The following is an 18,457-nucleotide window of genomic DNA, read 5'->3' as shown; positions in this document are numbered from 1 at the left end:
ACTATGATCTAATCTTTGCGTCAGTTTTTGTTTCTACAGCTGATATAATAAGTTGATTAATTTTATTAAGATCTTCTTCATTTAATGTTTTTTCTAAAGATTGGATAGTTACATTAAGTGCAATTGATTTTTTATTTTCTGGAATATTTGAACCCTCATAAACATCAAAAATTTTAACTGATTTTATTAATTCTTTATCTACATTAGATATAATATCTATTAGTTCCTGTGCTTTAAAATTTTTATCTAACACAAAAGCAAAGTCTCTTTCTGATTTTTGAAAATCTGAATATTTATATTGAGTTTTTTGATCTTTTAATGATTTTTTAGGATGTTTAATATTGTCTAAAAAGATTTCAAAACCAACTAAAGCTTCTGATTTAATATCTAATTTCTTTAAAATCTTTGGATGAATATCACCAAAAAAAGCTATTACCTTTTCTTTATCTTTGTTTAAGAAAACTCTTCCTGATTTTCCTGGGTGATAATAATTAGGTGTCTCATCATCTATATAAAATTTATCTTTATTAAATCCCGCTTCAACTAAACTTTGAATAACATCTCTTTTTACATCAAAAACATCAACTAACCTTTCTTTTTCAATCCAACTCTGTCTAGTCAATTTACCTGACCTTAAGCCACTAATTACTGTCTGTTGTTCACCTGGTTGGCTTCCTTGAAAAGTAGGGCCAATCTCAAATATTGATAAATCCTTAAATCCTCTTCCTAAATTCTTGTCTAAATGAATAATCAAATTTGAAAAGATTGAAGACCTTAATACATTTAAATCTGAACTAATGGGATTAACTATTTTGATTTCTTTATTTTTTTCTAAAAATAATTGATTAATCTTGCTGTCTGTAAAAGACCAAGTTATTGCTTCTAGATACCCCTTAGAAGCTATAGATCTTTGTAAAAAATGAAATAGTTTTTGTTTTGAATTTAATGTGTCTCTAGCTCTATTCTTTTCAGGCTCAATCATTTTAATTTGATCATAGCCTTTAATTCTCACCAACTCTTCTACCACATCAACTTCTTGGGAAATATCAGGTCTCCATGGTGGAATTATCAAATCAAAAAAGTTTTTAGTTTTTTTAACTTCAAATCCTAAATTTTCTAAAATTTGTTTCATTTCTTTTTTTGCAATATTAAATCCAGTAATTTTTTCAAATAAAACAGGATTAAATTTTATATTGCTGTTTTTTGTTTTTTCTGTTTTTTGGATATCGAATTCACTTATTTCTCCACCACAAATTTCTTTAATTAATCTAGCTGCTTTTTCAAGACCTTGCTCTATGGATAGCGGATCAATACCTCTTTCAAATCTAAATTTTGCATCAGTATCTATATTTAAAATTTTAGAAGACTTTCTAATTGATCTTGGATTAAAATACGCTGACTCAATTAATACATTTTTTGTATCAAACTCTGTTCCTGTTCTAGTTCCACCTATTATACCACCAAGACCTAATACGCCTGAACTATCAGAAATTACACACATATCACTTTCTAATTCGTACTCTTTATTATCTAGTGCCTCAAATTTTTCACCTTTTTTTGAATTTCTAACAATTATTTGTTTATCAATTTTATCGACATCATATGCGTGCAAAGGTCTATTTAAATCAATCATTACATAATTTGTAATATCAACTATTGCAGATATAGGTTTTTGACCGAGAGATATTATCTTTTCTTTTAACCAATCAGGACTTTCTGTATTTTTTACACCTTTAATTAAACAACTGCCAAATGATGTACAAGCCTGACCTTTTTCATTTAAAATTTTAACATTAACAGTTTGTTTTCCTTTTTTTTTTAATTTTTGCTCTTTTTTCTTTATTAGTTTGCCAGCTCCAGCTGCTGCTAAATCTCTTGCTATACCACTCACTCCTAAACAATCTGCTCTATTAGGGGTTATAGAAATATCAATTACATTTAAATCATTTTTTGGAAAATAATTTTTACCAATTTTTTTTTCATATTTTTTTGTTGAAAGCTCTGTAATACCATCACTTTCTTCTGATAAATTTAACTCAGACTCTGAACAAAGCATCCCTGATGAGGTAACTCCTCTTATTTTGCTTACCACTAACTTCATTTGATTTTTTGGGATTACTGCACCTGGTGGAGCATAAATTGTTAACAATCCTTCTTTTGCATTTGGTGCACCACAGACTACTTTTACAGGATTACCCGAGCCTATATCAACATCGCATACTTTTAGTCTATCTGCATCTGGATGTTTTTCTGCCTTTAAAATTTTAGCTACTATGAATGCATCAAGCTCACCTGATTGCTTATCTACACTTTCTACTTCTAAACCAATATCTGTAAGTTTATCTATAATTTCGTTTTCATTTAATTTTGTGTCTAAATGTTCTTTGAGCCAGTTAGTTGTAATCTTCATCTACTTAGGCCTCTATAATTTGTTGGTACATCTATTGGATCAAATCCAAAGTGATTTAACCATCTATAGTCACAATCAAAAAAGGCTCTTAAGTCATTTATGCCATACTTAAGCATTGCCAATCTATCTATACCTATTCCAAATGCATAACCTTGAAACTCATCAGGATTTACCTTCACATTTCTTAAAACATTTGGGTGAACCATTCCACATCCCAAAACTTCAAGCCATTTGTCACCTTCTCCAATAACTATTTTTCCATCTTTAATTTCATAACCAATATCAACTTCAGCTGAAGGTTCTGTAAATGGAAAATGACTAGGTCTAAATCTCATTTTTATCTTATCAACTTCAAAAAACTCTTTAATAAAATAATTTAAGCATCCTTTTAGATGACCCATGTTAATATCTTTATCAATATGTAGTCCTTCTACTTGATGGAACATAGGCGCATGAGTTTGATCACTATCAGACCTATACGTTCTACCTGGTGCTATTATTTTAAAAGGCGGTTTATCATTTAACATTGTTCTAATTTGTACTGGAGAAGTATGGGTCCTTAACAATAATTCTTTTTTATCATCTAAATAGAAAGTGTCATGCATATCTCTTGCTGGATGATTGTCAGGCGTATTTAATGCTGTAAAATTATTATATTCATTTTCAATATCTGGTCCTTCTTCAACACTAAATCCAATTTCTGAAAAGATTGAGGAAATTTCATCTATAACCTGTGACACTGGGTGTATCTTTCCCTGTGTGAAGGGTCTCTCTGGTAAAGTTATATCTACTTTTTCTTTTTCAAGTTTTTGATTAATTTCTTTTGTTTCAATATCATCAATTTTTTCGGATATTAAATTTTGTAGTTCATCTTTTACCTGATTTAAGTCTGATGCAAATTTCTTTCTTTCTTCTTCAGCTACCTTTCCCAGCATTTTAAATTGAGAACTAATTAGACCAGCTTTGCCAAATAAATCTGTCTTGATTTGATTAACTTGATTAAGGTCTAAATTACCTTTTAGCTTTAAAAGAAAATCATCTTTAATTTTTTTAATATCAGACATATTGAGAGATTATTTCTTCACCGAAGAAAAACAATAGTGAAGATTAATTTAGTGCTGATTGAGCCTTTTGAACAATAGTTTTAAAGGCTTCTGGACTATCGTATGCTATTTCAGCTAATATTTTTCTATCTAGCTTAATGCCACATTTTGTTAAACCATTAATAAATTTTGAATATGTTAAGCCCTCAGATCTAACACCTGCGTTAATCCTTTGAATCCATAATGATTTAAATTCTCTTTTTTTTGTTCTACGGTCTCTGTATGCATACTGCATAGCTTTTTCCATAGCTTGCTTTGCAACTCTTATTGTACTTTTTCTTCTTCCCCACTGACCTTTTACAGCTTTTAAAACTTTTTTATGTTTCGCATGACTTGTGACACCTCTTTTAACTCTTGCCATATTATCCTCTTAAACTGTAAGGCATATATGATTTAACTATTTTGCCATCCTGTTTTGACATAGTAGTTGTGCCTCTTAATTTTCTAATTTGTGAATTTGTTCTTTTAATCATGCCATGTCTTTTTCCAGCCTGAGCCATCATAACTTTACCTGTAGCAGAGATTTTAAATCTTTTTTTTGCTGAACTTTTTGTTTTTAATTTAGGCATAATTCTGCGGTCTTATACAAATATTGTCATAGATTTACAACCTCTATTAAGGCCTATAAAGGCTGAATAACCATAATCATTTGCTTCCCATCAAATTTTGGGTGTAGCTCTACTTTGCCAATATCTTGCATATCAGCTTTTATCTTGTCCATTAATTCCCTACCTAGATGTGAGTGCTGCAGCTCTCTACCTTTAAATCTTATTGTAAATTTTACTTTATCACCTTTACCAATAAATTTTTTAGCATTTTTAACTTTAAAATCATAATCATGAGTCTCTGTAACAGGTCTCATTTTGATCTCTTTCAACAAAACAATTTTTTGTTTTTTCTTTGCAACGTTAGCTTTTTTTTGAGCATCATACTTAAATTTACCCATGTCGATAATTTTACATACAGGTGGTTTAGCATTTGGAGCTATCTCGATTAGATCTAAGCCTTGTTCTTTAGCCATTGAAATGGCTTCGTTAGTATTTATTATTCCAATATTTTCTCCGTCACTTCCAATTACTTGTACTTCTGGAGCCGTAATTCTATTATTAGACTTAGGTCCTTTATCTTTAGTTCTTCTTTGAAAATAATTTTGTTTAAAATCTGCCACTTAGTTTGAAGATGCTTTGTTTAAAGCTGAGAAAGTTTTTAAAAATAAGTTTAATACCATATTTTCTTGTTTGTTAGTATCCAATCTTCTAATCGTTACTGAGTTACTGTCAACTTCTTTTTTACCACAAATCAATAAAAGTGGTATTTTTGATAAAGAATGTTCTCTAATTTTATAATTTAAATTATGATTTTTTAAATCAACTTCAGAGCTCATACCAGCTTCTCTAATTTTTTCATTTACTTCTTTTGCATAGTTATCAAACTCCTCCGAGATTGGAATTACAACAACTTGTAAAGGAGCTATCCAAAAAGGAAATTTTCCAGCATAATTTTCTATTAGAATTCCTATAAATCTTTCTAAAGAACCAAACAAAGCCCTATGTAACATCACAGGTATTTTTTTTGTTCCATCTTTATCAACAAAAGAAGCATCTAATCTTCCAGGTAAATTAAGATCAACCTGCAATGTTCCACATTGCCAATCTCTACCAATGGCATCTCTTAGAACAAATTCAATTTTTGGACCATAAAATGCTCCTTCACCTTTGTTAATTGTATATTCAAGTTTTGATGCTTTCACAGCATCTAATAAAGCTTTCTCTGCTTTGTCCCAAACATTGTCATCACCAACTCTTAAATCAGGCCTATCTGAATATTTTAATATTACATTTTTAAATCCGAGATCTTTGTAAATATCTAAAATTAAATTAGTAACTATTAAGCATTCTTCAGTAATTTGATCCTCAGTACAAAATATATGTGCATCATCCTGAGTAAAAGCTCTAACTCTTAATAGACCATGTAAGGCTCCTGAAGGTTCATATCTATGAACCTTTCCAAATTCTGAAATCCTTAATGGAAGATCTCTATAGCTCTTTAAACCTTGATTAAAAACCTGTACATGACCTGGACAATTCATTGGTTTAATAGCAAATACTTTTTCATCTGGTGTCTCAGATGTATACATGTGTTCACCATACTTTTCCCAATGGCCAGATTTTTCCCAAAGAGCTCTGTCTAAAACTTCTGGAGTATTTACTTCCTTATAACCAGCTTTCTCTTGTCTTCCCCTCATATAAGCAACTAATTTTTGAAATAATTTCCAACCTTTTTCATGCCAAAAAACTGATCCTGGGCTCTCTTCTCTAAAATGAAATAAGTCCATTTCCTTTCCTAATTTTCTGTGATCTCTTTTTTCTGCTTCTTCTATTCTTTTTAAATATTCATCTAAATCTTTTTGTGAAGCCCAACTTGTTCCATAAATTCTTTGTAACATTTCATTATTGGAGTCTCCTCTCCAATAAGCTCCTGATACTTTAGTTAATTTAAAATATTTTCCAATTTTTCCTGTTGAAGGTAAATGTGGACCCCTACATAAATCATGCCAATCACCGTGAAAATATATAGAAACATCTTCTCCCTTGGGAATACTTTCAATAATTTCAGCTTTATACACCTCTCCAATCTCTTTAAAATGAGATATTGCTTTATCTCTATTCCAAACCTCTCTTGTCGTTGGAACATCTCTGTCAACAATCTCTCTCATTTTATTTTCAATTTTTTTTAAATCTTCTTCTGTAAAAGCTTCTTTTCTGGAAAAATCATAATAAAAACCATTTTCAATAATTGGTCCTATGGTCACTTGTGTTCCTGGAAAAAGTTCCTGAACTGCCATTGCTGTTATATGAGCTGTATCATGCCTAATGGTTTCTAGGCCTTCTTTATCTTTGGATGTAAAAATTTTAATTGTACAATCTTTATCTATAACGTGACTTAAATCTTTAAGCTCATCATTTACACTAATTATGCTTGCTTGCTTAGATAAAGACTTGCTAATCTTTTCTGCAACCTCAAGACCTGTTACTTTATTTGGAAAATCTAAAGTGTTTCCATCTGGTAATGTAATTAATGGCATTTAATTTAATAATTTTTTGTATTCTGAATATGTAGAAAAACACATTTTTTCAACATTAAATTTCTTAATTATATTTTTTCTACCTTCTATACCAATAGATTTCAATCTAGATTCATCTAATTGTAAAACTTCTACTATTTTTTTAGATAAAGATTCTGGATCACTAGATTTAAATAAAAAACCTGTTTTTTTATCAATGATTGTTTCATTAGATCCACCTATATCGCTCGCTATTATTGGCTTTTCCATTGATTGAGCCTCAACTGCAACCCTACCAAAGGCCTCTGGCTCTATAGAAGCTGAAACAACTAAACTAGATATTTTATATGCAAGTGGCATATTTTTACAATGTTCTATAAATTTTAATTGGCCTGTTAGTCTATGTTGCTCTGCTAATCTTTTTATTTTTTTTGCATAAATATCTCTTCCCTGGTCACTTCCAAGAATGACGGCATAAAATGATTGAAAGCCTAATTTTTTGTTAGCAAGGTTTAATGCTTCAATAAAAATCTCCTGTCCCTTCCATGAGGTTAAACGACCAGGCATTAATATTATTTTTTTACCTCTAGTTAATTCCCATTGAGAAATAAGTTTGTTTTCCTGGTCTTCTAAAGTTGTAGAAGGATCAAAGTAATCTACATTAATTCCTCTAAATATTACTAAAAATTTTTTTTTTACATTAAGATACTTTTTATAATTATGACTGATGTGTGAAAAAATAAAATTGGAACCTGCTATAATTAAATCTGATCTAACCATTACTGAATTGTAAAATTTTTTAATTGAATTATTAAAATTATATGTTCCATGAAATGTGGTAACAAATTTTCTTCTAGTTATTTTGGTTGCAATTAAGCATGACCACGCTGGTGCACGGCTTCTTGCGTGCACTATCGAAATATTATTTAACAAAATAATAAAGATTAAAGCTATAGAATTAAAAATTATTAATAATGGATTCTTACTATGTACAGGAAGTTTAATTAATTTAACTTTTTTTTTATCTATGAATTTTAATAACTCCCCTCCACTAGTAACAATATAAGAAGTGCAATTATTTTCTGGTAGGTAGTGTGCAAGATCATAACAACCTGTTTCTGCCCCACCATATCCAAGCTTTGGTATTACTTGCAAAACTTTTAATTTTGAAGACATTTGATAGAACTATATATTAAGAATGAACTCTAATAAACTGATATGAATAAATTTAAATATCTCAAAATTTCAAATAACAAACAAATAAGATATCTTACCAATAATTATAGGAAAAACTTATACGTTGTTTTTCTACACGGTTTTATGTCAAATATTGAGGGTGAAAAACCACATGCTATTTTTAAATATACCAAAAATAACAAACTGGGTTTTCTTGCACTTGAATACTCAGGTCATGGAAAATCAACTGGTAAATTTACAGATGGCAATATCAGCAAGTGGACTAGAGAAGTAAAAATAACTATAAAAAAAATAGTAGGTAAAAATCCATTTATCTTAGTAGGTTCAAGTATGGGTGCATGGCTTTCACTTAACCAATTTAAATTTTTTGGAAATCAAATTAAAGGTTTTTTAGGCATTGGTTCAGCTCCAGAATTTTTACAAAACCTAATGTGGAAAAAGTTCTCCAAACCAATGAAAAAAGAAACAATTAAAAATGGAATTTATCATTTAAAACATGGCACTTATGAATATCCAATTACTTATCAGTTAATAAAAGATGGAAGAAAAAATAGAATTTTAAACAAAAAAATAAAATCCTTTATAGACGTTGTGATGATCCACGGAAGTAAAGATGAGGTTGTTCCAAAAATATATTCAAAAAAAGTTTTAAAAATATTTACTAATGCAAAAAAGAAATTAGTAATAATTAAAGATGGTGATCACAGCCTTTCAACAAAAAAGGGGCTGAAAAAAATAATTTTAGAACTTAATAAAATTGTCTCTAATATAGCTTAAGCCCTCTACGTAACTTGGAAACTTTAATTTGTAATTAAAATAATCTTTAATTTTTTCATTACTCACTTTTTTTGACTCTTTGTAAAAATTTTTTAACATTTCACTTTTTATTTCATCTACTTCAATTTTTTTAACATTTTTAATTCCTAACAATTTTGCTGCATATAATATAATTTCCTCAGAGGATGAGGGTTTATCATCTGCTAGATTATATATTTCTCCTGATTTAAATTTAAAAATTGAAGCAAATAAAAAGTTTGCAATATCCACTACATGAATTCTTGAAAAGTAGTGATCTGTTTTATTAATTATATTTACTTCACTTGATTTTAAGCGTGAAAGAGTATTTTTTTCATTAGAATAAATTCCTGACAACCTAAAGATTTGAATCGGCAATTCATTATTTTTAGCAAATGAGATCCAAGAATTTTCTGATTCAAGTCTTGCCAAACCCTTATCTGTAAATGGGTTTGTTTCACTACTTTCATTTACCCATTCTCCTTTATGATCTCCATAAACACTAGTTGAAGATAAATAAGTTATCCATTTTACTTTTGAATTTTTAATGAATTCGGAAAAATTTTTTAAAACAATATCTTCTTTATTAATTGGAGGTATAGAAATTAAGATATGAGTTGCTTGATTTAATTTAATTAATAAATCTCTATCAAATTTTTTATCATCAAAAAAATAATTATTATATTCAATACCATTAGAGATTTTTTTTGATGATTCTAACCTAGAAGTTACTGATAAATTAAGTTTGTAGTTCTCTGTACTTAATTTTTTAATAAAATTTTTTGCTACTTGGCCAAAACCAAAACAAAAAATATTTATTTCCTTCACTTTAACTTACTTCTTTTATAATGGGTTTTATGCTTAAAGGGTTTTCAAGTTTATCAATCATTTCTTTTGGACAAATTTGAATAAAGTTAGAAATTTCTTGATCAAAATTTTCAATTATCTTTTTAGATAAATTTGAATTTGTCTCAATATGATGCTCTTTGACTAATCCTTTTAAATAATTAATCCAGTATTCTGTTTCCGGCGTTTGCCAAATTATACTTTCTGGATTAGCTTTTTTATCAAATTCATTATTAATATTATAAACGAAAGCCATACCTCCCGTCATACCTGCCCCGAAGTTGTCTCCAACATCACCCAAAACAACTACTGTTCCCCCTGTCATATATTCACATGCATTAGAATCGCAACCCTCAATAACTGATACTGAACCTGAATTTCTAACAGCATACCTCTCTCCTGCTTGACCAGCTGCAAAAAGCTTGCCTGAAGTTGCTCCATATAAAACCGTATTTCCAATTATTGTATTTTCATATGAAGCAAGATTACTTTCATCTGGAAGTTTAACAACTATTGTTGCTCCTGAAAGTCCTTTACCAACATAATCATTTGCATCTCCTTTTAAAATGAGTTTCAGTCCTTTTATACCGAAGGCTCCAAAAGATTGTCCTGCTGTTCCCTTAAAATTTAAAGTTAAAAAATTTTCCTCTAAAGCTTCTGATCCATATTTTTCGTATAAGTGATTGGAAATTCTAGTTCCAACAGTTCTGTGTATATTTTTAATAATAAATTCTTTTTCTAAAACTTTTACTTTTCCTATCTTATCTTTTATTTCAGATAAAATCTCTTGATCCAAAGTATCTGGAACTTCATTTATTTCTGGTGTTGTGCAATATCTTGTATTATCTCCAGCATCTGTTTGAACAAAAAGTGGATTTAAATCTAAATCATCAAGATTGGGTGATGCTTTACTGATCTGACGCAATAAGTCAGTTCTGCCAATTACCTCATTTAAAGATTTAAACCCTAATTCTGCTAAAATTTCTCTTACTTCTTCACCAATAAATCTAAATAAATTCACTACTTTATCAGGAGTGCCTGTAAATTTTTCTCTTAGTTTTTCATCCTGAGTACAAACTCCGACTGGGCATGTATTTGAATGACATTGTCTAACCATTATACATCCCATTGCCACAAGTGCTGTAGTTGCTACTCCATACTCTTCTGCACCCATCATAGCTGCAATAACCACATCTCTTCCGGTTTTAATTCCCCCATCTGTTCTTAATGTAACTTTATGTCTTAAATTATTTAAAGTTAGAACCTGATTGGCTTCTGTCAATCCCATTTCCCAAGGTATACCTACATATTTAACACTTGTTTGAGGTGTTGCACCTGTGCCACCATTGTGTCCTGAGATTAAAATTATATCGGCTTTAGCTTTTGCAACACCGGCTGCTATTGTTCCAATTCCTGAAGATGCTACTAATTTTACTCCAACTCTTGCTTTGGGATTTGCTTGCTTTAAATCATAAATTAGTTGTGCTAAATCCTCTATTGAATAAATATCATGATGAGGGGGAGGTGATATTAATGTTACTCCAGGTGTTGAATGTCTTAATTTAGCTATCTCTTTTGTAACTTTAAATCCAGGTAATTGTCCTCCCTCTCCAGGCTTTGCTCCTTGTGCAATTTTAATTTCTATTTCATTACAGTTATTTAAATATTTTAAGGTTACTCCAAATCTAGCTGATGCAATTTGTTTTACTCTTGAATTTGCACTATCTCCATTTTGCATTTTTACAAATCTTTTTTCATCTTCTCCACCTTCTCCACTACAAGATGCACCTTTAATTCTATTCATTCCTATAGCTAAAGTTTCATGAGCCTCTTTTGATAATGCTCCATGAGACATGCTCCCACTTCCAAATCTAGTTAATATATTTTCAATTGGCTCAACTTCTGAGACTTGAATAGGTGATTTTAAATTTTTAGTTTTAAAACCAATTAAATCTCTAAGATGAATAGGTGGTAGGTTATAAATTCCTTCTGCATATTTTTTATATGCCTCATATGAATTAGATGAGACAGCACTTTGTAATAAATGTATTAGCTTGCCTTGATATTGATGTACTTCACCATTTTTTCTATACCTGTATATGCCACCAATAGGTAGTACAGAATCTGTACTTTCAAAAGCTTCTTTATGAATTGTTCTTAATTTTTTTTCTATTCCAATTAAACCTATGCCTGAAATTTTTGATAGAACACCAGGAAAATATGCTGATGCCACTGTCCTACTTAAACCAACTGTCTCAAAATTACATCCCCCTCGATAAGAACTGATGACTGAAATTCCCATCTTCGACATAATCTTCAAGAGTCCATAATTTACTGATTGCACATATCTTTCTATGCATTCATCATATCCATATTTACCAAATAATTTTTTTTCAAATCTTTGGTATAGACTATCTAATGCTAGATATGGGTTAACTGTGGTAGCTCCTACTCCTATAAGAGTTGCAAATGAATGTGTATCTAGGGCCTCTCCTGTTTGAGCATTAATAGACACATAACCTCTTAATTTTTTTTTAATAAGATGTGTATTAACTGCTCCAACGCTTAAAAGCATTGGAATTGGCAACCTTTCATTTGAAATATTTTTATCACTTAGCACAAGTTGAGTTAGGCCCTGCCTAGCAGATATTTCAGACTCCCTTTGAATTTTTTCAATGGCACTATCTAGATTTTCATCTTTTGAAAAAGTACAGTCGATGGTTTTAGAATTTTGACCAAAAAAATTTATAAACTTATCTAATTGTGAATTAGATAAAATAGGACTGTCTAAAACATATATATTTTCTTTAATTAAGTTAGTAAAATCCAATATATTTCCAAGATTACCAAAACGAGTTTTTAAACTCATAACTTTATTTTCTCTAAGAGAGTCAATTGGTGGATTTGTTACTTGGCTAAAATTTTGTCTAAAAAAATGATAAAGAGGTCTATACCTATCAGACAATACCGCTAAAGGCGTATCATCACCCATTGAACCAATGGCCTCTTTGCCATCTTCGGCCATGGGATGAAGAATAAGCTCTAAATCCTCTAAACTATATCCAAAAGCATGCTGTCTTTTTCTAAGTTCGTCTCCTGAAAAGATAGATTTTTCATTCTTAATTGGAAATTTTTTATCTAAATCAATAATTTGATTATTAAAATGTTTAAATTCTTTAGCTAAATAATCTTTAATTTCTACATTGGTAAATACTTTACCTTTAGCAATTCTAACACCAATTATTTCACCAGGTCCTAATCTACCCTTTTTAACTATTTTTTTCTCATCGATCTCAACCATTCCTGTTTCAGACCCGGCACACAATATTCTATCTTTAGTAATTGTATATCTCATTGGCCGTAAACCATTTCTATCGGTAGCTACTATGGCCCATTCATTATCTGTTGCTGCAATTGCTGCAGGACCATCCCATGGCTCCATTGTACTATTTAAGAAGTTAAATAATTGTAAATGATCCTTTGGAAGTGTTTTGCTTTTTTTAGACCAAGCATCAGGAATTAACATTAATTTCGCAAGTGGTGCTGATTGACCTGAAATATTTAATAATTCAAATACACTATCAAGAGAAGCTGAGTCTGATGACCCTGGTGAAATAACAGGCTTTAAGTTTTCCATATCATCAAATAATGGGCTATCCATTTCTTGCTCATGGACTTTCATCCAATTGAAGTTTCCTTTAAGTGTATTGATCTCACCATTATGAGCTATTGCTCTAAAAGGTTGAGCCAGATCCCAACTTGGTGCTGTGTTTGTAGAAAATCTTTGATGAAATATTGCAAATCTAGAAATAAATCTTTCATCTTTTAAATCTTCATAAAAGTCTGCAATTGATTCTGCTAAAAACATTCCTTTATAGATAATTGATTTTGAGCTTAACGAGCAAATGTAAAAATCTTTAATTGCATTTTTAATTGCTTCCTTTTCAATTTTTCTTCTAGTTTCGTAAATTTTTCTCTCTAATTCTTTTTCAGTTAAATTTTTATCATTATGTTTAAATAAAACCTGCGTAATTTCTGGCCTAGTAAGATTTGCTTTTTCTCCTAGAACTTTTGGATTTACAGGTACTTGTCTCCATCCGTAGATACTAAAGTTACTTTTTGTTAATTCGCTTTCAACGACTGTTCTTGCATTTTCTTGAGCTTCATAATTATTTCTTGGTAAAAATATCATTCCAACACAAATTTCAGATCCATCATGATCGTGGCCTGTAATTTCAATTTTTTCAGCAAAAAAATCAGATGGAATTTCTATATGTATCCCAGCTCCATCTCCTGTCTTGCCATCAGCATCGACTGCACCTCTATGCCAAACAGCTTTTAAAGCATTAATTCCATATTCAACTACTTTTCTTGATTTTTTTCCTTCTGTAGAAGCAATTAAACCTACTCCACAAGCATCATGCTCCATCTCTTTTGAATAAACATGTCCTTCTTCAAGTATTTTGAGGTTTTTTTTATAATTTTTCACTAAGCAACCATTTCTTTTTTGATTTCTTTGCTTTCAAGAAATTTTTTTATGGATGCTGCAGCATCTCTTCCATCCTTGATTGCCCATACAACAAGAGAGGCTCCTCTTACTATATCACCAGCAGCAAAAACACCTGACAAACTAGTTTCCATTGTATCAAAATCAGTTTTTAATGTTCCCCATTTGGTAACTTGCAAATCATCTGAACCAAAAAGTTTGGGTAAGTCCTCTGGATCAAACCCCAATGCCTTAATAACAATATCTGCTTTAATATTAAAATTTGAATCTTTTTGTATTTCTGGCTTTCTTCTTCCACTTTCATCTGCTTCGCCAAGTTTAATTTTATTTACAACCAATTCTTCAACTTTATTTGTACCTAAAAATTCTTTTGGACTTGATAACCAAACAAATTCAACACCTTCCTCCTCTGCATTAGCTACTTCTCTAGCTGATCCAGGCATGTTTTCTTTGTCTCTTCTATACAAACATTTTACTGATTTAGCTTTTTGTCTAATTGAAGTTCTTACACAATCCATTGCTGTATCGCCTCCACCAATTACAACAACATCTTTTCCTTCAGCATTTAAAGTTCCATTATCAAATAATTCTACCTTATCACCTAATCCTTTTTTATTTGAAGCTGTTAAAAATTCCATTGCAGGAAAAATATTTCCTAAATCATTTCCTGGTAATTCAATCTCACGAGCTTTATAAACACCAGTAGCAATTAATAATGCATCGTGTTTTTTTCTTAATTGATCTAAACTTGTATCTTTACCAACTTCAAAATTTTGGATAAAATTAATTCCACCTTCTTCTAATAATTTAGTTCGTCTTTCCACTACGAATTTTTCTAATTTAAAATTTGGTATACCATAAATCAATAATCCACCTGCCCTATCGTATCTGTCATATACAGTAATCTGATAGCCTAGTTTACGAAGTTGTTCTGCCGCTGCTAAACCAGCTGGACCTGCTCCTATAATTCCGACACTTTGATTTTTTTCATTATTAACCTTTATCGGATGTACCCATCCTTGCTCCCATGCATTATCTGTTATATATTTTTCAATTGATCCAATAGTTACAGTGCCATGACCTGATTGCTCAATTACACAGTTTCCTTCACATAGTCTGTCTTGTGGGCAAATTCTTCCACAAACTTCTGGCATATTATTTGTACTTTGTGACAGTTCATATGCTTCTTTTAATCTTCCTTCTGCTGTCAGTTTTAACCAATCTGGAATATTATTGCTTAATGGACAATGTACTTGGCAAAATGGAACTCCACATTGAGAGCACCTGCTTGATTGTTCACTAGCTCTTTCATTTATAAATTCTTTATAAATTTCATTAAAATCTTTTTTTCTATTATCAACTTCTCTTTTAGGTGGTGTTTGTTGACCTATATCTACAAATTTTAGCATTTTATCTGACATATTTTTTATTCCAAAATGTATATTATATTAGGATTTTCTTTTAAAAAAGAGAAATAAGGTCATATATACTGACTTATAATTTTTATTATGCGTTGATTACTAGGCTTATTATACTTTTTGCATATCTAATATGTTTAAATCGAATTGTTTTATTTAAAGATTATTTAAGCTACGAAGCTTTTAATGCTCACAAATTTAATTGAAATTATAATTTTATCTTTAATTCAAGGTGTATCAGAGTTTTTGCCAATTAGTTCTTCTGCACACTTAATTGTTGTTTCTACTTTATATGATTTTAAATCGAGCTCTTTGCTAATAGATGTAAGTTTACATCTTGGTTCACTAATGGCAATTATCTTTTTTTTTAGAGAAGAATTATTTAACATTAAACATAATCAAAAATTATTATTATTAATAGTTTTTGGGTCTATGCCACTAATAATAGTTGGTTATGTTTTGTATAAAACAGGTCTAATTTATTTTTTACGGGATATTAAAATAATTGCCTGGACTACTTTAATATTTGGAATTATTTTATATTTTGCTGATAAATGTAAATTTGATAAAAAAATTTCTTCTAATCTTAATTTAAAAATAGTTTTATATATTGGTTGTTTTCAAATTTTAGCATTAATTCCAGGAGTGAGCAGAGCAGGAATTACAATGACAGCTTCAAGGTTTTTAAGATTTAATAGGTTTGATTCTAGTAAAATTTCTTTTTTACTAGCTATACCCGCATTGGCTGGAGCAAGCGTTTTAAATTTAAAAGATATCATTGGACAAAGTTTTGAAATTAATTATCTAGTCTTTATAGCAATAACATTGTCTTTTTTATTTTCTTATTTTACAGTAAAGTTTTTTTTAAAGTACATTAATAAATTTTCTTTAAATATTTTTATAATTTATAGAGTTATAGTTGGAATAATTTTACTTTTAATAATTTATAATTAATTCTTTTTAACTATTGGGGCTAGTTGTGAAAATAAAACTCCAAATAAAATGAATAAACATCCAAAAAGATTATTAATATCTAAAATTTGATCTAATAAGATCCATGCAGCTATTGTTGCAAAAACACCTTCAAGAGAAAAGATTATAGCAGATGGTGCAGGAGAAATATTTTTTTGTGCATAAATCTGCAAAACAAATGCAAGTCCACCTGATAAAATACCTGCATATAAAATTTGAAATTTTTCTTTTAAAATATTTGACCAAATAAAATCTTCAAAATATAATCCTATAATTAAAGATAAAAACGCAACAATTAAAGTTTGTATTGCCCCAATCGTTAAAGGTAAATTATAATTTTCTATAATCTTTCCAGTAAATATAATGTGAGTACTCCAGAAAAAAGCACCCAATATTACTAATGTGTCACCAATTCTGACTGTCGCACTATAAAAATTAGTTAATAAATATCCTCCTATTACACAAAGAATGACTGAGGGCCATATGCTCCAATGAATTGGTTTTTTGTATATCAAAAAAACTATAACTGGGACCAATGGTACATAAAAAATCGTAAAAAAAGCAGCATTTGCCACATCAGTATACATCAATGCCACTTGTTGAAGAGCTGAACCTAAAAATAATGAAAATCCTATTAATACTGCTAAATTGATAAATTGTTTTTTATCTTTTTTTAAAGATTTTGAAATATTTTTTCTTTCAAAAATAAAGGCTAAAGGTGTTACTGCTAAAAATCCGACAAAAAATCTTACTGCATTAAATGTAAAAGGACCAATATCGTCCATTCCTGTATCTTGGGCAATAAAAGTTGTTCCCCATATCAATGTGCAAAGTAATGCACTAAATAATGAGGCTGTTTTTGACATGAAGGTTTATACGGCTAACTTATAAGCAAAATTTTTACCCAGATTTTCTTTAAGGTCATTATTAAACCTGGCTGCTTCTGCTCCATCAATTATTCTATGATCATACGACAAAGAAATAGGAAGCATTGTTCTTGTTTTAAACTTACCATCAATAAAAATTTGTTTTTTTTGTGCTTTACCTACACCTAATATTGCAACTTCAGGAAAATTGATTATTGGAGTAAAAAATGAACCTCCAATACCTCCTAAGCTGGTAATGGTCATAGAACCACCAAAGAATTCTTTTTTATCTATTCTTAAATTTTTACATTGTTCACTAACTGTTTTTAATTCGTTACTTATTAAAGAAATATTTTTATTATCTGCATTTCTAATCTTTGGAACCATTAAGCCATGAATGGTATCTACTGCAATGCCAACGTGAAAGTATTTTTTCATCGTTATTTTTCCATTCTCAATATCATCAATTGAAGAGTTAAAACTAGGAAATTTCTTTAATGATGCCACTAAAGCTTTTACAATAAATGCTAATGGAGTAATTTTTTTTCTTTCACCAGTATACATATCTGTAAGCGAAGCTCTAAAATCTTCCATCTCAGTTATATCTACTTCATCATGATTGGTTACATGTGGTATCGTTGTCCAAGAATTTACTAAATAAGTAGAAGCTAGTTTTTTTACTCTTGGTATATCTTTAATTTCAACTTCACCAAAATCAGTATGAGAAAACTCGCTTACAATTTTTTTAGGCTGGGTTTCAATTTTTAGCTGATCACTATTAACTTTAGTTGCTATAAAATTTTTAACATCATTCTCTATAACTCGTCCTTGCCTCTCACTACCTACTATTTCATTAATATTAACACCAAGTTCTCTAGCAAATTTACGAACCTTCGGACTTGCAGAGGAAAGTTCTCCAATATTATTCTTAATTAAATTATGTGTTGGATTTATTTGTTCAACTTTTTTTTCTTCTTTTTTATTAACAGTAGGTTCTTCTTTGTTTACAACTTCCTTTTTTACAACTTTTTTTTCTTCTTTAGATTCTTTTAAAGTTAAAATTAAATCACCTTCTGAAACTTTATCTCCTACTTTAATTTTAACTGACTTAATTTTACCATCAACAGAAGATGGTATTTCAACGCTAGATTTGTCACTTTCAATTGTAATTAATGGGTCATTTTTAGATAATGACTGGCCGTTTGAAACTAATACCTCTATAACCTCAACATTTTTAAATTCACCAATATTTGGTACTTTAATTTCTTTATCAGTCATC

14 protein-coding genes are annotated in these 18,457 nt (G+C 29.8%); 2 read left to right on the top strand and 12 right to left on the bottom strand.

Annotation, left to right across the window (positions count from 1 at the left end; translation table 11 throughout):
* Nucleotide 1: 1 nt before the first annotated feature.
* Genes pheT through AC5SL1_RS00155 form a run of 7 tightly spaced genes read right to left on the bottom strand, consistent with a single transcriptional unit; the run spans nucleotide 2 to nucleotide 7,753 of the window.
* Nucleotides 2–2,410 (bottom strand): phenylalanine--tRNA ligase subunit beta, encoded by a 2,409-nt coding sequence (pheT, locus tag AC5SL1_RS00185; RefSeq protein WP_494599675.1) that lies wholly within the window; start codon nucleotides 2,408–2,410, stop codon nucleotides 2–4.
* Nucleotides 2,407–3,474: a phenylalanine--tRNA ligase subunit alpha gene (pheS, locus tag AC5SL1_RS00180; protein ID WP_494573209.1), complete on the bottom strand. Its 1,068-nt coding sequence runs from the start codon at nucleotides 3,472–3,474 to the stop codon at nucleotides 2,407–2,409. The genes pheT and pheS overlap by 4 nt, the downstream gene beginning before the upstream one ends.
* Before the next feature lie 43 nt (nucleotides 3,475–3,517).
* Nucleotides 3,518–3,874 (bottom strand): 50S ribosomal protein L20, encoded by a 357-nt coding sequence (rplT, locus tag AC5SL1_RS00175; protein ID WP_271516858.1) that lies wholly within the window; start codon nucleotides 3,872–3,874, stop codon nucleotides 3,518–3,520.
* Nucleotide 3,875: 1 nt separating this feature from the next.
* Nucleotides 3,876–4,082: a 50S ribosomal protein L35 gene (gene rpmI / locus AC5SL1_RS00170; RefSeq protein WP_168606837.1), complete on the bottom strand. Its 207-nt coding sequence runs from the start codon at nucleotides 4,080–4,082 to the stop codon at nucleotides 3,876–3,878.
* Between the two features lie 53 nt (nucleotides 4,083–4,135).
* Nucleotides 4,136–4,681: a translation initiation factor IF-3 gene (infC, locus tag AC5SL1_RS00165; protein ID WP_494586609.1), complete on the bottom strand. Its 546-nt coding sequence runs from the start codon at nucleotides 4,679–4,681 to the stop codon at nucleotides 4,136–4,138.
* Nucleotides 4,682–6,598: a threonine--tRNA ligase gene (gene thrS / locus AC5SL1_RS00160; protein WP_494599673.1), complete on the bottom strand. Its 1,917-nt coding sequence runs from the start codon at nucleotides 6,596–6,598 to the stop codon at nucleotides 4,682–4,684.
* On the bottom strand, nucleotides 6,599–7,753 hold the full coding sequence (locus tag AC5SL1_RS00155) for a glycosyltransferase family 4 protein (protein WP_494599671.1): 1,155 nt from the start codon (nucleotides 7,751–7,753) through the stop codon (nucleotides 6,599–6,601).
* Between the two features lie 42 nt (nucleotides 7,754–7,795).
* Between AC5SL1_RS00155 and AC5SL1_RS00150 the strand changes: the two genes are divergently transcribed.
* A complete protein-coding gene (locus tag AC5SL1_RS00150) occupies nucleotides 7,796–8,551 on the top strand; it encodes an alpha/beta hydrolase (RefSeq protein ID WP_494599669.1) in 756 nt (251 codons plus the stop codon).
* On the opposite strand, the gene AC5SL1_RS00145 is transcribed toward AC5SL1_RS00150, so the two are convergent.
* The 3 genes from AC5SL1_RS00145 to AC5SL1_RS00135 are packed head-to-tail and all read right to left on the bottom strand — an operon-like array spanning nucleotide 8,516 to nucleotide 15,343.
* Nucleotides 8,516–9,397, bottom strand: coding sequence for an NAD-dependent epimerase/dehydratase family protein (locus AC5SL1_RS00145; protein WP_494599667.1), 882 nt, complete (start codon nucleotides 9,395–9,397; stop codon nucleotides 8,516–8,518). The genes AC5SL1_RS00150 and AC5SL1_RS00145 overlap by 36 nt on opposite strands.
* Before the next feature lies 1 nt (nucleotide 9,398).
* On the bottom strand, nucleotides 9,399–13,904 hold the full coding sequence (gene gltB, locus AC5SL1_RS00140; RefSeq protein WP_494599665.1) for a glutamate synthase large subunit: 4,506 nt from the start codon (nucleotides 13,902–13,904) through the stop codon (nucleotides 9,399–9,401).
* The gene (locus AC5SL1_RS00135) at nucleotides 13,904–15,343 is read right to left on the bottom strand and encodes an NAD(P)-dependent oxidoreductase (RefSeq protein ID WP_494599663.1); all 1,440 of its coding nucleotides are present in this window, start codon (nucleotides 15,341–15,343) and stop codon (nucleotides 13,904–13,906) included. Before AC5SL1_RS00135 ends, gltB begins: the two co-directional genes overlap by 1 nt.
* Before the next feature lie 183 nt (nucleotides 15,344–15,526).
* Here AC5SL1_RS00135 and AC5SL1_RS00130 point away from each other — a divergent pair, with 183 nt between their 5' ends.
* Complete coding sequence (locus AC5SL1_RS00130; protein WP_271516842.1) at nucleotides 15,527–16,294, top strand: undecaprenyl-diphosphate phosphatase; 768 nt, start codon at nucleotides 15,527–15,529, stop codon at nucleotides 16,292–16,294.
* Here the strand turns inward: AC5SL1_RS00130 and AC5SL1_RS00125 are convergent.
* Nucleotides 16,291–17,178, bottom strand: coding sequence for a DMT family transporter (locus tag AC5SL1_RS00125; protein ID WP_494586601.1), 888 nt, complete (start codon nucleotides 17,176–17,178; stop codon nucleotides 16,291–16,293). The two genes, AC5SL1_RS00130 and AC5SL1_RS00125, sit on opposite strands and share 4 nt — an antisense overlap.
* Nucleotides 17,179–17,184: 6 nt before the next feature.
* The gene (locus tag AC5SL1_RS00120; protein ID WP_494599661.1) at nucleotides 17,185–18,456 is read right to left on the bottom strand and encodes a 2-oxo acid dehydrogenase subunit E2; all 1,272 of its coding nucleotides are present in this window, start codon (nucleotides 18,454–18,456) and stop codon (nucleotides 17,185–17,187) included.
* Between the last annotated feature and the right edge of the window lies 1 nt (nucleotide 18,457).

It is taken from the genome of Candidatus Pelagibacter sp. PS_10_02, assembly GCF_059418005.1.
Note: the sequence above shows the minus strand (reverse complement) of the source record. Positions and strands in the feature narration are given on the sequence as shown.

Excerpts from the sequence above, each read along its gene's own strand:
- AC5SL1_RS00150 (WP_494599669.1), top strand. The coding sequence starts at position 7,796 with ATGAATAAATTTAAATATCTCAAAATTTCAAATAACAAACAAATAAGA.
- pheT (WP_494599675.1), bottom strand. The coding sequence starts at position 2,410 with ATGAAGATTACAACTAACTGGCTCAAAGAACATTTAGACACAAAATTA.
- thrS (WP_494599673.1), bottom strand. The coding sequence starts at position 6,598 with ATGCCATTAATTACATTACCAGATGGAAACACTTTAGATTTTCCAAAT.
- AC5SL1_RS00125 (WP_494586601.1), bottom strand. The coding sequence starts at position 17,178 with ATGTCAAAAACAGCCTCATTATTTAGTGCATTACTTTGCACATTGATA.
- AC5SL1_RS00135 (WP_494599663.1), bottom strand. The coding sequence starts at position 15,343 with ATGTCAGATAAAATGCTAAAATTTGTAGATATAGGTCAACAAACACCA.
- AC5SL1_RS00120 (WP_494599661.1), bottom strand. The coding sequence starts at position 18,456 with ATGACTGATAAAGAAATTAAAGTACCAAATATTGGTGAATTTAAAAAT.
- pheS (WP_494573209.1), bottom strand. The coding sequence starts at position 3,474 with ATGTCTGATATTAAAAAAATTAAAGATGATTTTCTTTTAAAGCTAAAA.
- rpmI (WP_168606837.1), bottom strand. The coding sequence starts at position 4,082 with ATGCCTAAATTAAAAACAAAAAGTTCAGCAAAAAAAAGATTTAAAATC.
- rplT (WP_271516858.1), bottom strand. The coding sequence starts at position 3,874 with ATGGCAAGAGTTAAAAGAGGTGTCACAAGTCATGCGAAACATAAAAAA.
- AC5SL1_RS00155 (WP_494599671.1), bottom strand. The coding sequence starts at position 7,753 with ATGTCTTCAAAATTAAAAGTTTTGCAAGTAATACCAAAGCTTGGATAT.
- AC5SL1_RS00130 (WP_271516842.1), top strand. The coding sequence starts at position 15,527 with ATGCTCACAAATTTAATTGAAATTATAATTTTATCTTTAATTCAAGGT.